11 protein-coding genes are annotated in these 13,929 nt (G+C 73.5%); 8 read left to right on the forward strand and 3 right to left on the reverse strand.

All coding sequences use genetic code 11. From position 1 onward, the window contains the following. Positions 1-44: 44 nt before the first annotated feature. Positions 45-4,718: a DEAD/DEAH box helicase gene (locus tag OHS17_RS25220; RefSeq protein WP_330313981.1), complete on the reverse strand. Its 4,674-nt coding sequence runs from the start codon at positions 4,716-4,718 to the stop codon at positions 45-47. A 101-nt stretch (positions 4,719-4,819) separates the two neighbouring features. Here OHS17_RS25220 and OHS17_RS25225 point away from each other — a divergent pair, with 101 nt between their 5' ends. Genes OHS17_RS25225 through OHS17_RS25235 form a run of 3 tightly spaced genes read left to right on the forward strand, consistent with a single transcriptional unit; the run spans position 4,820 to position 6,832 of the window. After that, on the forward strand, positions 4,820-5,683 hold the full coding sequence (locus OHS17_RS25225) for an AraC family transcriptional regulator (protein ID WP_330313982.1): 864 nt from the start codon (positions 4,820-4,822) through the stop codon (positions 5,681-5,683). 10 nt (positions 5,684-5,693) lie between these two features. Continuing rightward, positions 5,694-6,530 carry an AzlC family ABC transporter permease gene (locus OHS17_RS25230; protein ID WP_330313983.1) on the forward strand — a complete coding sequence of 279 codons (837 nt, stop codon included), beginning with the start codon at positions 5,694-5,696 and terminating at the stop codon, positions 6,528-6,530. Further along, on the forward strand, positions 6,527-6,832 hold the full coding sequence (locus OHS17_RS25235; protein WP_143617633.1) for an AzlD domain-containing protein: 306 nt from the start codon (positions 6,527-6,529) through the stop codon (positions 6,830-6,832). Before OHS17_RS25230 ends, OHS17_RS25235 begins: the two co-directional genes overlap by 4 nt. A 77-nt stretch (positions 6,833-6,909) precedes the next feature. Here the strand turns inward: OHS17_RS25235 and OHS17_RS25240 are convergent, their stop codons facing one another. Beyond that, on the reverse strand, positions 6,910-7,824 hold the full coding sequence (locus OHS17_RS25240) for a hypothetical protein (protein ID WP_330313984.1): 915 nt from the start codon (positions 7,822-7,824) through the stop codon (positions 6,910-6,912). A gap of 79 nt (positions 7,825-7,903) precedes the next feature. Between OHS17_RS25240 and OHS17_RS25245 the strand changes: the two genes are divergently transcribed. The 5 genes from OHS17_RS25245 to recX all read left to right on the forward strand — a co-directional run bounded on the left by OHS17_RS25245 (position 7,904) and on the right by recX (position 12,315). Further along, entirely contained in the window at positions 7,904-8,098 is a 195-nt protein-coding gene (locus OHS17_RS25245) for a DUF3046 domain-containing protein (protein ID WP_018105295.1), read from the forward strand. Between the two features lie 173 nt (positions 8,099-8,271). Then, on the forward strand, positions 8,272-9,480 hold the full coding sequence (locus tag OHS17_RS25250; RefSeq protein ID WP_330315347.1) for an AI-2E family transporter: 1,209 nt from the start codon (positions 8,272-8,274) through the stop codon (positions 9,478-9,480). A gap of 94 nt (positions 9,481-9,574) precedes the next feature. Then, positions 9,575-10,333, forward strand: a complete 759-nt coding sequence (locus tag OHS17_RS25255) for a hypothetical protein (RefSeq protein ID WP_330313985.1) — start codon at positions 9,575-9,577, stop codon at positions 10,331-10,333. A gap of 212 nt (positions 10,334-10,545) precedes the next feature. Further along, positions 10,546-11,670, forward strand: coding sequence for a recombinase RecA (recA, locus tag OHS17_RS25260; RefSeq protein ID WP_018105298.1), 1,125 nt, complete (start codon positions 10,546-10,548; stop codon positions 11,668-11,670). A gap of 3 nt (positions 11,671-11,673) precedes the next feature. Next, complete coding sequence (gene recX, locus OHS17_RS25265) at positions 11,674-12,315, forward strand: recombination regulator RecX (RefSeq protein WP_018105299.1); 642 nt, start codon at positions 11,674-11,676, stop codon at positions 12,313-12,315. Between the two features lie 11 nt (positions 12,316-12,326). Here recX and OHS17_RS25270 read toward each other — a convergent pair whose 3' ends face one another. Further along, positions 12,327-12,971, reverse strand: coding sequence for a DUF6197 family protein (locus OHS17_RS25270; RefSeq protein ID WP_330313986.1), 645 nt, complete (start codon positions 12,969-12,971; stop codon positions 12,327-12,329). Positions 12,972-13,929 lie beyond the last annotated feature (958 nt).

Here is a 13,929-nt window from a genome sequence, read left to right on the forward strand (position 1 = left end):
CTCCATGATGCGTGGGGCGGAGTGGTGTGGTGCGAGATGCGGCGTTACGCGCGCAGGCGCAGGCCCCTCGGGGTGGCGAGGAAGCCGGCCGCCTCCAGCGTCCGCCCCAGGGGCGAGGTCAGGGACGAGGCGCCGTTGGTGCGCTCGACGGTCACCGTGCCGAGGGCCCCGGCGCGGGCGGCCGAGGCCAGCGCGCCGGCCGCCGCCCGGAGCGCGGGGTCGTCCGGATCGGTCGGCCAGGCCAGCAGCGTCTTGCCGCCGCGCTCCATGTACAGCGTCAGCTCACCGTCGACCAGCACCACGAGCGAGCCCGCCTTGCGGCCCGGCTTGTGACCGGCCCCGTCCGGCGGCTCCGGCCACGGCAGGGCGGCGCCGTACGCGTTGGCCGGGTCGGCCGCCGCGAGGACCAGGGCGCGGGGGTCGGCGCCCGGCTCCGTACGGTCCCGGGCCGTGGACACCGCGCGGAGCCGGTCGACCGCGCCGTCCATCGCGAACTGGGCGGCCCCCAGCCCCTCCACGACGTACCCCCGGCGCGCCTGCCCGTTGTCCTCGAAGGCCGAAAGGACCCGGTACGCCGCCGAGAAGCCGCCCTCGACGCCCTCAGCCTGCACCGCGCCCCGGGTCACCACCCCGTGGCGGTCGAGCAGCGTGCGCGCCAGGGCGTGGGCGCGGTGCGTGGGCTCGGGCTCGAGGGCCGGCAGCAGGGACCAGCGGCCGGAGACCGTGGGCGGCCCGGTGCGTGAGGCCGGGCGGGCGGCGGCGGTGAGGGTGCCGTAACGGCCGCGCGGCACATTCCGCCGGGCGCGGTGCGCGGTCGAGCCGGCCGTGCGGCCCGAGCCCAGGAGGGAGCGGAGCGGCGCGAGGGTGTCGTTGGTGAGGCGGCCGGACCAGGCGAGGTCCCACACGGCGTCCGCCAGTTGCGGATCGGTGCAGTCGGGGTGGGTGGTGGCGCGGACCTGATCGGCGATCTGGCGGAAGAACAGGCCGTAGCCGCCGCCGAGCGCGGTCAGCACGGACTCGTGCAGTGCGCTGAGCTCCAAGGGACGCGGCGGGGGGAGGAGCAGGGGCGCGCTGTCGGCGAGATAGAGGGAGATCCAGCCGTCCTTGCCGGGCAGGGCGCCCGCGCCGGCCCAGACGACTTCGCCGGTGGTGGTCAGCTCGTCCAGGAGCGCGGGGGTGTAGCCGGTGACGCGGCCGGGCAGGACGAGCCGCTCCAGCGCGGAGGCGGGGACGGGCGCCCCCTGGAGCTGTTCGACGGCGCGGGCCAGTCCGTCTATGCCGCGCAGGCTGTTGCCGCCGAGATGCTGCCACTGCGGCAGGAACCCGGCCAGGGCGGCGGGCGGGACCGGCTCCAGCTCATGGCGGAGGGCGGCGAGCGAACGGCGCCGCAGCCGTCGCAGCACCGTGGCGTCGCACCACTCCTGGCCGATGCCGGCGGGGTGGAACTCGCCCTGGACGATGCGGCCCGACGCCGCGAGCCGTTGCAGCGCCCCGTCGGTGACGGCGGTGCCGAGGCCGAACCGGGCCGCCGCCGCGGTGGAGGTGAACGGGCCGTGCGTACGGGCGTACCGGGCGAGGAGGTCGCCGAGGGGGTCCTTCACCGGTTCGGTGAACGCTTCGGGGACGCCGACCGGGAGCGCCGTGCCCAGGGCGTCGCGCAGTCGGCCGGCGTCCTCGATCGCCGCCCAGTGGGCCGCCCCGGCGATCCGGACGCGGATGGCGCGGCGGGCGGACTCCAGCTCCGTTGCCCAGGCGGGGTCGGCCCCGCGCTCGGCCAGCTCCTCGTCGGTGAGCGGGCCGAGCACCCGCAGCAGGTCCGCGACGCCCTCGGCGTCCTTGACCCGGCGGTCGTCCGCCAGCCACTGGAGCTCCCGCTCCAGCTCGGTCAGCACATCGGCGTCGAGCAGTTCGCGCAGTTCCGCCCGGCCCAGCAGCTCGGCGAGGAGCCGGGAGTCCAGGGAGAGCGCGGCGGCACGCCGTTCGGCGAGCGGCGAGTCGCCCTCGTACAGGAACTGGGCGACATAGCCGAAGAGGAGGGAGCGGGCGAACGGGGAGGGCTCCTGGGTGGTGACCTCGACCAGGCGGATGCGCCGGGCCTCCAGGTCTCCCATCACCTCCGTGAGCCCCGGGACGTCGAAGACGTCCTGGAGGCATTCGCGGACCGCTTCGAGAACGATGGGGAAGGAGCCGAACTCGGAGGCGACCTGGAGGAGCTGCGCGGCCCGCTGGCGCTGCTGCCAGAGCGGGGTGCGTTTGCCGGGACTGCGGCGGGGGAGCAGGAGCGCCCTGGCGGCGCACTCGCGGAACCGCGAGGCGAACAGGGCTGAGCCGCCGACCTGGTCGGTGACGATCTGCGCGATCTCGCCCTTGTCGAAGGCCACATCGGCCGCGCCGACCGGGGGCTGATCGCTGTCGAAGGCGGTGTTGGCCGGGGCGAGCGGCGCCGAGGCGTCCTGGCCGGGCTCCTGGCCCGGGTCCTTCGACGGGTCGAAGTCCAGCAGGTCCAGGCCCATCATGTCGGCGTCGGGCAGCCGCAGCACGATGCCGTCGTCGGCATGCATGACCTGCGCGTCCATCCCGTACCGCTCGGCCAGACGGGCGCTCAGCGCCAGCGCCCACGGGGCGTGCACCTGCGCGCCGAACGGGGAGTGCACGACGACCCGCCAGTCGCCCAGCTCGTCCCGGAAGCGCTCGACCAGGATGGTCCGGTCGTCCGGGACGTGACCGCAGGCGCGGCGCTGCTCGTCCAGATACGCCAGGACGTTGTCGACGGCCCAGGTGTCGAGCCCGGCGGAGAGCAGGCGGTCCCGCGCGTCCTCGGGGGAGAGCCCGCCGAGCTCGCGCAGGAAGGCCCCCAGGGCGCGGCCCAGCTCCAGCGGGCGGCCCAGCTGGTCGCCCTTCCAGAACGGCAGCCGCCCGGGGACACCGGGCGCGGGGGAGACGAGGACCCGGTCACGGGTGATGTCCTCGATGCGCCAGGAGGTCGTGCCCAGCGTGAAGACGTCGCCGACCCGGGACTCGTAGACCATCTCCTCGTCCAGCTCACCGACCCGGCCGCCGCCCTTCTTGGGGTCGGCTCCGGCGAGGAACACCCCGAAGAGGCCGCGGTCCGGGATGGTCCCGCCCGAGGTGACGGCGAGGCGCTGCGCACCGGGGCGGCCCGTGACCGTACCGGCGACGCGGTCCCAGACGACGCGGGGCCGCAGCTCCGCGAAGGCGTCGGACGGGTAGCGGCCCGCGAGCATGTCGAGGACGGCGGTGAACGCCGACTCGGGGAGCGAGGCGAAGGGGGCGGCCCGGCGGACCACCGTGAGCAGGTCGTCCACCTGCCAGCTGTCCAGCGCGACCATCGCGACGAGCTGCTGGGCCAGCACGTCCAGCGGATTGGACGGGACGCGCAGCGCCTCGATGGAGCCCGTGCGCATCCGCTCGGTGACCACGGCCGCCTGCACCAGGTCGCCGCGGTACTTCGGGAAGACGACACCGGTGGAAACCGCCCCCACCTGGTGGCCGGCACGGCCGACCCGCTGGAGGCCGGAGGCGACCGAGGGCGGCGACTCGACCTGGATCACGAGGTCGACCGCGCCCATGTCGATGCCCAGCTCCAGGCTGGAGGTGGCGACCACCGCGGGCAGCCTTCCCGCCTTCAGGTCCTCCTCGACCTGGGCGCGCTGCTCCTTGGAGACCGATCCGTGGTGGGCCCGGGCGAGCAGGGCGGGGGCGCCCTTGGCCGCGCCGGACTCCGCCATGATCTCGGCGGGGGAGTGGGCCTCCGGCATGGTCTCGCCGGTGGCTCTCTCGTACGCGATCTCGTTGAGCCGGTTGCACAGGCGTTCCGCGAGGCGGCGGGAGTTGGCGAAGACGATCGTGGAGCGGTGCGCCTGGACGAGATCGGCGATCCGCTCCTCCACATGCGGCCAGATCGACGGCTTCTCGGCCTCCCCCGAGGTGTCGTCGGTGGCGGGGGAGCCGCCCAGCTCGCCCAGGTCCTCGACGGGCACCACCACCGACAGGTCGAACCGCTTGCTGGACGGCGGCTGGACGATCTCCACCTTGCGCCGCGGCGAGAGGAACCGCGCCACCTCGTCCACCGGCCGGACGGTGGCCGACAGACCGATGCGCCGGGCCGGCCGGGGCAGCAGTTCGTCCAGGCGCTCCAGCGACAGGGCGAGATGGGCGCCGCGCTTGGTGCCCGCCACCGCGTGCACCTCGTCCAGGATCACCGTCTCGATGCCCGACAGGGCCTCGCGGGCCGAGGAGGTCAGCATCAGGAACAGCGACTCGGGCGTCGTGATCAGGATGTCCGGCGGGCGGGTCGCCATCGAGCGGCGCTCGGCGGCCGGGGTGTCGCCCGACCGGATGCCCACCCTGACCTCGGGCTCCGGCAGCCCCTGGCGCACCGACTCCTGGCGGATGCCGGTCAGCGGTGAGCGCAGATTGCGCTCCACGTCGACCGCGAGGGCCTTGAGCGGTGACACGTACAGCACGCGGCAGCGCTTCTTCGCCTCCGCCGGCGGGGGGGCGGCCGCCAGTCGGTCCAGGGCGGCGAGGAAGGCGGCCAGCGTCTTGCCCGAGCCGGTCGGCGCGACGACCAGCACGTCCGATCCCTCGCCGATCGCCCGCCAGGCGCCCTCCTGCGCGGCGGTCGGCGCGCTGAAGGCCCCCGTGAACCAGCTGCGGGTCGCGGGGGAGAACGAATCGAGTGCGGAGCCGGTCATGTTCCCCATCGTGCACCCCGCCACTGACAACGGCCCCGAGAACCGCCCGGCGGGCCGCACGACCGGCAGCCGGACCACCCGCGAGCTGGGAGAATCCCACCATGGCAGCAGCACAGCAACCGGAGGAATGGGCGCGGCACTGGAGTTACGCGGAGCTGCCCGACCTCGACCTGCTGCGCGCCCGCTACATCCGGCACACCTTCCCGCGCCACAGCCACGAGGGCTATGTCGTCGCCACGGTGAGCGACGGCGTCGAGGACATCGGAACGCCCTCGGGGACCCTGCACGCGGGGCCGGGGACCGTCATCATGATCAACCCGGAGGTGCCGCACAGCGCCCGCGCGGGTGTCCCCGAAGGCTGGGTGTACGACACGCTCTACCCGTCCGCGCAGGTGATCAACGACATCGCGGCCGATACGACGCGCATGCGCGGCACCGTCGGCTTCGCCGAGACCGGGGTGGCCGATCCGTACGCGGCCTGGCTGATAGCCGAGGTCCACCGGGCGGCCGAGGAGGGCAACGCCCTGGCCGCCGACAGTGTGCTGCGGGTCGTCGTCACCCGCCTGCTCACCCGGCACGGCACCGCGTTCCCCGTCGCGGCCCCCCGCGCCGCCGGCGCCCGCGACGCGGTGCGCGCCCGGGCCCTCCTGGAATCCCGGATGGCCGAACCGCCGACCCTGGAGGCGCTGGCCGCCGAGCTGGGCACGAGCCCGTTCGCGCTGCTGCGGGCGTTCAAGAAGCAGTACGGCATGCCTCCGCACACCTGGCTCACCGACGCCCGGGTGCGGCGTGCGCGCCGGATGCTCGACGCGGGCACGGCCCCCTCGGTCGCGGCGGCGGAAGTCGGCTTCACCGACCAGCCGCACCTCAACCGTCATTTCACCCGGATCGTGGGAGTGCCTCCTGGCGCCTACCAGCGCGAACGCGCAAGAACGTACAAGACCGGTCGGGAACGGCCCCGGTAGCGTGCTCGACGTGGCAAAACAGACAGCACCCCTCTGCACCACCGCCGACCCGGCCGGCGGCAGCACACTCGACGCCGGAACCAAGCCGGACTCGGCCGTCGTACGCGACGCGCTCGGCGTCGGCATAGCCGTCGGCCTCTCCGGCTTCGCCTTCGGCGTCACCTCGGCGGGCTCCGGACTGAGCCTGCTCCAGACGTGCGCGCTCAGCCTGCTCGTGTTCACCGGCGCCTCCCAGTTCGCCCTGGTCGGCGCGCTCGCCGCCGGCGGCAACCCGTACACCGCGGCCGCCGGGGCCTTCTTCCTCGGCGTACGCAACGCCTTCTACGGCCTGCGGCTCTCCCAGCTCCTCGCCCTGCCGCGCGCCCTGCGTCCGCTCGCCGCCCAGTGGGTCATCGACGAGACGACCGCCGTGACGCTGCCCCAGCCCACCCGGCGGGCCGCGCGGATCGGCTTCACCGTCACCGGGTTCACCCTCTACGTGCTGTGGAACCTGACCACCCTGGTGGGCGCCATGGGCGCCGAGGCGCTCGGCGACACCGACGCCTGGGGGCTCGACGCGGCCGGCCCGGCCGTCTTCCTCGCTCTGCTCGCCCCGATGCTGAAGTCCACGACGGAGCGCGTGACGGCGGCGCTCGCCGTCCTGCTCGCCCTCGGCCTCCTGCCGGTGCTGCCGGCCGGGGTGCCCGTGCTGCTGTCCGCGCTGGCCGCGCCCGTGGTCCTGTTTCTGATGGGGCGGGCCAAGGGTGACGGCCCGGGCGGGACCGAGGATGTCGGTGCGACCGGTGCGACCGGTGCGACCGGTGCGACCGGTGCGACCGGTGCGACCCGGGCGGAGGGCGGCCGATGAACGTCTGGATCGCCATCGCGCTGACCTTCGTCGGCTGCTACCTGGCCAAACTTCTCGGCCTCCTGGTGCCCGCCGGCGCACTGGAACGGCCGCTGGTGCAACGCCTGGCCGCCCTGCTCCCGGTGGCCCTGCTGGCCGCGCTCACCGCTCAGCAGACCTTCGGCGACGGACAGCACCTGGCCCTGGACGCTAGGGGCGCGGGCCTCGCGGCCGCGGCGCTCGCTCTCGTCCTGCGTGCCCCGTTCCTGGTGGTCGTGGGTGCGGCCGTGGCCGTCACCGCGGGGGTGCGTGCGCTGGGCTAGGTGCTGTCGGGCCCCGGAAACGTAAGGGGCAGGCCGCCTGGAGCGTGCCCCTTACCGGTGGCCCTTGCCCAGCCCTCCTAGAACAGGACGCGGCCGTGCGCCCGCAGCGTTTCCAGCGCCCTGAGGGTCACCAGGGGGCGCCCTTCCAGCGCCGTCCCGGGGGCCCACTGCCGCCAGGTGACCGGCCAGCCCCCGTCCTCCTCCTGTGCGGCGGCGAGATGGTCGAGCGAGCGCTCCATCTCGGTGTCGGAGAACCACCGCCGGGCGAGCGACGCGGGTGTACGGGCGTAGTCGTACGGGAAGTGCTGCTCGCCCGGTGCGTATCCGGGTGCCACCGGGTACTCCGCGCGCCGGTCCGGATCGAGCACGGCGAGCCGCTGGTCGCGTACCAGCCGCCCCAGCCGTTCGGCGGCGACCTCCGCCCGGCGCCGGTCCGGAACCCCGTCGAGGAAGGCGACCGCCGCCTCGATCTCGTACGGATGTGACACCTCCAGGGCGTCCACGGCCGACCAGCAGAAGTCCGTCGCCCGGAAGAGCCAGGCGTGCCACACCTCATTGCGGTGCAGCAGCCCGACGACGGGCCCGGTGGCCAGCAGCTCGGCCGGCGGGTCGTCCACGATCGGGATGAAGGGGGCCGCCGGATAGTCCCGCTGGGAGGGCAGCAGCGCGGGCAGGGCGCCCTCCTTGGTGGACACCTCGGTCAGATACCGGCAGATCCGTTCCACCCGCAGACCGCCGCACCGGCCGATGGAGTCGAGGACGCTGAGCGCGTGGGCGGTGTGCAGGGGCTGACTGACGGGGCCCCGGAGATCGGGTTCGAGCGCGTGGCCGTAACCGCCGTCCTCGTTGGCATACGCGGTGAGAGCCGTCTCCACCGCGTCCGCGCCTCCCTCCAGATACTGATGGGCGAACCGCCGCTGTTCGAGGACACGGGCCGTGAGCCAGATGAACCGCTCGGCACGGTCGAGGGGATTTGTTCCAGTTGCAGCCATGGACCGACCGTAGGGCTTCGGGCCCCCGAGCAGGGCCGATGCGGACCGGCTGCACTCTCAGGAGCGGGATACTGAAGGCATGCGGTTGACGATTTTCTGGGAACGGATGGCGGACCACTTCGGCGCGGGCTATGCGGACTCCTTCGCGCGCGACCATGTGATGGCCGAGCTGGGCGGACGCACGGTCCACGAGGCGCTGGCGGCCGGCTGGGAGGCGAAGGACGTCTGGCGCGGGGTCTGCGCCGCGATGGACATCCCCGCCGACAGGCGCTGACGCCGGGGCGCGGGAAGGCCGCCTTCCGGGGTGCGCGAGGGAGTGTCACCCACATAGGCGAGACTTGCTCCGTGGCCCCCACAGACGAGACCGCTCAGATCCAGCCGCCGCGCACGCCGCCCGTACCACCGGCCGCGCCCCCGGCCCCGCCGTCCGGCGCCGGGCCCGCCCGCATGCCCGCCTGGCTGCCGCGTGCCATGGTCCTCGCCCTCGCGCTCTACGCCTGCTTCCGGCTCGGCAGCTGGGCGTTCGACCAGCTCATCGGCCTGCTGATCAATGTGCTGATCGCCTTCTTCCTGGCGCTCGCCATCGAACCCGCCGTGGGCCGGATGTCCGCCCGGGGCATGCGCCGGGGCCTCGCCACGTTCCTGGTCTTCCTCGGCGTGATGATCGCGGGGGCCGGTTTCGTCTTCCTGCTCGGCTCGATGCTCGCGGGTCAGATCGTGGACATGGTGGAGGACTTCCCGAAGTACCTCGACTCGGTGATCAACTGGGTCAACCAGACCTTCCACACGGAGCTGTCCCGCGTCGAGGTCCAGGACAGCCTGCTGCACTCCGACTGGCTGCAGAAGTACGTCCAGAACAGCGCGACCGGTGTGCTCGACGTCTCGGCGACCGTCCTCGGCGGCCTCTTCCGCCTGCTGACGATCTTCCTGTTCTCCTTCTACTTCGCGGCGGACGGCCCTCGGCTGCGCCGCGGGCTGTGCTCCGTGCTGCCCCCCGCCCGCCAGGCCGAGGTGCTGCGGGCCTGGGAGATCGCCGTCGACAAGACCGGCGGCTATCTCTACTCGCGCGGTCTGATGGCGCTCATCTCCGGCATCGCGCACTACATCCTGCTGGCCGCCCTCGGCGTGCCGTACGCTCCCGCGCTCGCGGTCTGGGTCGGGCTCGTCTCGCAGTTCATCCCCACGATCGGCACCTACCTCGCGGGCGCCCTGCCGATGCTGATCGCCTTCACCGTCGACCCCTGGTACGCGCTCTGGGTCCTCGGCTTCGTCGTGGTGTACCAGCAGTTCGAGAACTACATGCTCCAGCCCAAGCTCACCGCGAAGACGGTGGACATCCACCCCGCCGTGGCGTTCGGCTCGGTCATCGCGGGCACGGCGCTCATGGGCGCCGTCGGCGCGCTGATCGCCATCCCGGCCGTGGCGACGCTCCAGGCGTTCCTCGGCGCGTACGTGAAGCGCTACGACGTCACGGACGACCCGCGCGTCCACGGCAGCCGCCCCGGCGTGCGGGGGGAGCCCCTGTGGACCCGCCTGAGACGCATGCGCTCCGCGCTCGCGGGCGAGGACGACCGGGAGCCGGACGGGCAGCCGGCCGGCGACGAGCCGGAGGAGCCGCGCCGACCGGAGGGACCTTCCGGGCCGAGCGGCATCTGAAGCGCGCTTCCCGCCTTCCCGCCGGAGCGGGCAGGGCGGGCAGGGCCGGCCCGTAGGCTGAGGCGCGGGATGTCGTGCCGACCCTGGGGGGAACATGGAGTGGCTGTCCCTGGCATCGGCGGCCGTGGCCGTCTGCGGTGCGGCGGCGGCCGCGCTCTTCAGTTACTGGCAGCAGCGCCGCCTGCGGTCCCGGGAACAGCGTGACTACATGGAGCGGTACGGGGCCTCCCTGGCCTGGGCCGCGTTCGACCTGCAGAGCAGGCTGTTCAACATCCTGCACGGCCACGACATCGATCAGGACCCCGCGCGCGGCAACGGATTCCTGACGAGCTTCCTCACTCGGGGCACCCCTCGCGAGGCGGACTTCGTCCGGCGCAGCACGGTCTTCGTGCTGGCCGAGTACCTGGGCTGGGTGGAGATCCTGCGCCGCGACATCCAGTTCCTCGACCTGGGCAGGAGCCGCGTCAACGCGCAGGTCATGAAGCAGATCTCGCGGATCGGTAGCAGCCTGGCCCGGATCGACACGGTGAGCAACGAGCTCCGGCTGTTCGGCGCCCAGCAGCGGGCCATCGGCGAGCTCATGGTCCATCCCGACGGCGAGCCGGGCCGGCGCCGCTGCCTGGGATACGCCGAGTTCTGCTCGAAGCTGGAACAGGACCAGGAGTTCGCCGCGTGGTTCTCCGATCCGCTGGCGGACGTGGACAGACTCGCCGCCGACACGGCACAGGCGGTCGGCCGCCTCAAGGACCTCCAGGTCCAGCTGATCGCGCTGATCGATCTGCTGGACCCCCGGCGGGAACGGTTTCCCCAGTTCAGGCTTGCCTACAGCCCCCGCGGCCGCCCCCGGAGCTGACCGGACCGGCCCTCCGGCCCCGTCCGGGAGGGGCGGCGTGGTGCGCTTGACACTAAAATCGAACATCCATTCTCATGGGATTCCGGCCGGGTTTTCCCGGGCCCGACCGTGGAGTTGTCCACAGGCCGGGAGGACGTCGAGGCCCATTGTCAGTGGCAGGGGTTAGCGTCTTTGACGTGAAGCGATCGACTCAAGCAAATCGGGTGGAACCCATGGCAGGAACCGACCGCGAGAAGGCGTTGGACGCCGCACTCGCACAGATTGAACGGCAATTCGGCAAGGGCGCGGTGATGCGCCTCGGCGAGCGGCCGAACGAGCCCATCGAGGTGATTCCCACCGGGTCCACCGCGCTCGACGTCGCGCTCGGCGTCGGCGGTCTGCCGCGCGGCCGTGTGGTGGAGGTGTACGGACCGGAGTCCTCCGGTAAGACGACGCTGACGCTGCACGCCGTGGCGAACGCGCAGAAGCTCGGCGGCTCGGTGGCCTTCATCGACGCGGAGCACGCCCTCGACCCGGAGTACGCGAAGAAGCTCGGCGTCGACATCGACAGCCTCATCCTGTCTCAGCCGGACAACGGTGAGCAGGCCCTCGAGATCGTGGACATGCTGGTCCGCTCGGGCGCCCTCGACCTCATCGTCATCGACTCCGTCGCGGCCCTGGTGCCGCGCGCGGAGATCGAGGGCGAGATGGGTGACTCGCACGTGGGTCTCCAGGCCCGCCTGATGAGCCAGGCGCTCCGGAAGATCACCAGCGCGCTGAACCAGTCCAAGACCACCGCGATCTTCATCAACCAGCTCCGCGAGAAGATCGGTGTGATGTTCGGCTCGCCGGAGACCACCACCGGTGGCCGGGCGCTCAAGTTCTACGCCTCGGTGCGTCTGGACATCCGCCGGATCGAGACGCTGAAGGACGGCACCGACGCGGTCGGCAACCGCACCCGCGTCAAGGTCGTCAAGAACAAGGTCGCGCCGCCCTTCAAGCAGGCGGAGTTCGACATCCTCTACGGCCAGGGCATCAGCCGCGAGGGCGGTCTGATCGACATGGGCGTGGAGCACGGCTTCGTTCGCAAGGCCGGTGCCTGGTACACGTACGAGGGCGACCAGCTCGGCCAGGGCAAGGAGAACGCGCGCAACTTCCTCAAGGACAATCCCGACCTCGCCAACGAGATCGAGAAGAAGATCCTGGTGAAGTTGGGTGTTGGCGTTCAGCCCGAGGACGCGGCGGAGTCCGGGGCGGACGCGGCGGGAGCGGCGGCTCCCGCCGAGGCCGCGGCGAAGCCGGCGACGGCGGCGGCCGGCAAGACCAAGCCGGCCAAGGCGGCCGCGGCCAAGAGCTGATCCGTGACGCGTCGTACTGAGTGGCCGGCCGGCGCCGTCGACCCCGGCGCGGCCCCCGGATCCGGTGAGGGAGCGGGACGCCGTTCCCGCTCCCGGTCCCGTGACAGCGGTTCCCCCTCCTCGTCGAGGGCCGAGAAGGGGGAACCGCGCGACCCGGTCGAGCAGGCCCGCAACATCTGCCTGCGCCTGCTCACCGGCACACCGCGCACCCGCAAGCAGCTCGCGGACGCCCTCCGCAAGCGGGAGATCCCGGACGAGGCGGCCGAAGAGGTGCTGTCCCGCTTCGAGGACGTCGGACTGATCGACGACGCCGCGTTCGCCGACGCCTGGGTGGAGTCCCGGCACCACGGCCGGGGGCTCGCCCGCCGGGCGCTGGTCCGTGAGCTGCGGACCAAGGGTGTGGACGCCGCCGTGATCGATGAAGCCGTCGGGCAGCTCGACTCCGAACAGGAGGAGGAGACCGCACGGGAGCTCGTCGCCCGCAAGCTCCGGTCCACCCGCGGCCTGGACCGCGACAAGCGCCTGCGCCGCCTCGCGGGCATGCTCGCCCGCAAGGGATACGGCGAGGGAATGGCCCTGCGCGTGGTGCGCCGGGCGCTGGAGGAAGAGGGGGAGGACACGGAGGGGCTGGACGAGCCCTTCTGAGCCGGCTGCCGTTACTGGCCGGCGCGGGCCGCCCGGCTGATGGTGGCGTCGATCAGCGCGAGGGCGTCCTCGGCGGTGCGCCCCGGGTAGCGGTTCCAGGGCCCGATCAGCCCGGTCCAGCCCTGGGTGCGGAGCTCCGCGATCAGCCAGGCTCCGGCCCGGTCGACCGTCTCCGCCGAGCCGTAGCCCAGGCGGTGCGCGGTGAGCATGGCACCGCAGACGCAGCGAGCCCCCCGGATGTTGCGGAGCCGGTACGGGGTGTTCTGCCAGCCCCACTCGGTCAGGATCCGCCGGGCGTGGGCGAGATGGACGGACGGCAGCACATCGGGCCGCCCGACGCTCCGCCACGCGTGGAGCCGGTCGGGCAGGATCGCACCGATGCGCCCGGGGAGCGGACGCTCTCGCGGCGCGGCCGGGGGCAGTGCCCGGACGCTTTCGGCGATCAGCTGGTCCACCGGCACGGAGAGCAGGGCGCGCCAGTCGGCAGCGGGGGTCGGCGTGGCCGACGCGGGCGGGGCGCTGCTCGCGGGGATCGGGGACTCGGGCGTCGGGGCGGTCAGGTCCCAGCCGGTGACGATCTGGCGCCAGGCGTCCGTGTCATGGAGGCGCGCGGCTTGGGCGTCGAGTTCGTCGGGGGTGAGGGCGGTGGTCGGCATCGGTGCGTGCTCCCCGTCGTAGCGGCGTACCGGCGCCTGACGGCGTCCCGGCGGGCGGGGCGCCGGAGCGGCCGCACCCGCCGTGAGGCGAATGTCCGTCCGCCACCGGGGCCGCTCCACCTGAGCGACGCCATACGGGTGTGTCACGGGGGCATTCCGGTGGCGGCCCAAGGCTGAGACGAGGACGGTGCGTCCGGCGGGGGCGGTGCCCGCGGCGACGGCGAGCGGCGCCGGGCCCGTACTGGGGCGCCGGTGTCCGCCCGGTGCCCGGTTCCTTTTGGGGCCGCGCCCTGACGCTCCGGTGAGCCACTGCCGCCGGTGCGGGCCCGCCGTGCCCGAGCCGGGGCCCCGATGTCCGCCCGGCGCCCCGCTCCTTCGGGGCCCGGCCCAGACGCTCTGGCGAGCCGTACAGCCCCGCGCGGGCCCCCGCCGTGCGGAGTCGGGCCGGGCTCCGGTGGGGGAGCCGGTGCGGGCGTCGGTACTGCCGCGCGGGCGCCTGCGTCCCGCACCTGCTCACGTGCCGGGCCCCGCACGCGCCGAGCCCGCGTCCGGCGGTGCCCCGCACCGGCACGGCCGCCCGGTGCGCGGAGCCGAGCCGGCACGGGCACGGCGGCCCCCGGCACCCCGCACGGTGCCGAGCCCGCGCCGGTATGGCGGCCCTGGCGCCCCACGCGGACGCACCCCATGCGCAGCCGTACCCCCCTCGCCCGGCCGCCCCCCAGCGCAGCCGTGCGCCGCGTCCCCCCCGTAACGCCGCGCACACCCCGCCCGCCGCCCGCAGCCGTACCCCCGGGGGACAACCCCCCTACGGAGACGCCGGAATGCTCCAGTGCACAGGTGCCCTCGCACAGAGGAGTGTGTGACGCATGCCAGGGATCACGGAGTTGGCCGTCCTCACAGCGCTTGGCCAGGCGCGGCGTCAGCAGTTGGTTCAACGCCTCACCCCGCACGGCCTCGT

Origin of the sequence: Streptomyces sp. NBC_00523 (assembly GCF_036346615.1) — a bacterium.
Taxonomy (GTDB): domain Bacteria; phylum Actinomycetota; class Actinomycetes; order Streptomycetales; family Streptomycetaceae; genus Streptomyces.

What these genes read in the sequence shown, in the direction of transcription:
- OHS17_RS25220 (WP_330313981.1), bottom strand. Translation starts at nt 4,718, where the DNA reads ATGACCGGCTCCGCACTCGATTCGTTCTCCCCCGCGACCCGCAGCTGG.
- OHS17_RS25225 (WP_330313982.1), top strand. Translation starts at nt 4,820, where the DNA reads ATGGCAGCAGCACAGCAACCGGAGGAATGGGCGCGGCACTGGAGTTAC.
- OHS17_RS25235 (WP_143617633.1), top strand. Translation starts at nt 6,527, where the DNA reads ATGAACGTCTGGATCGCCATCGCGCTGACCTTCGTCGGCTGCTACCTG.
- OHS17_RS25240 (WP_330313984.1), bottom strand. Translation starts at nt 7,824, where the DNA reads ATGGCTGCAACTGGAACAAATCCCCTCGACCGTGCCGAGCGGTTCATC.
- OHS17_RS25245 (WP_018105295.1), top strand. Translation starts at nt 7,904, where the DNA reads ATGCGGTTGACGATTTTCTGGGAACGGATGGCGGACCACTTCGGCGCG.
- OHS17_RS25250 (WP_330315347.1), top strand. Translation starts at nt 8,272, where the DNA reads ATGCCCGCCTGGCTGCCGCGTGCCATGGTCCTCGCCCTCGCGCTCTAC.
- OHS17_RS25255 (WP_330313985.1), top strand. Translation starts at nt 9,575, where the DNA reads ATGGAGTGGCTGTCCCTGGCATCGGCGGCCGTGGCCGTCTGCGGTGCG.
- recA (WP_018105298.1), top strand. Translation starts at nt 10,546, where the DNA reads ATGGCAGGAACCGACCGCGAGAAGGCGTTGGACGCCGCACTCGCACAG.
- OHS17_RS25270 (WP_330313986.1), bottom strand. Translation starts at nt 12,971, where the DNA reads ATGCCGACCACCGCCCTCACCCCCGACGAACTCGACGCCCAAGCCGCG.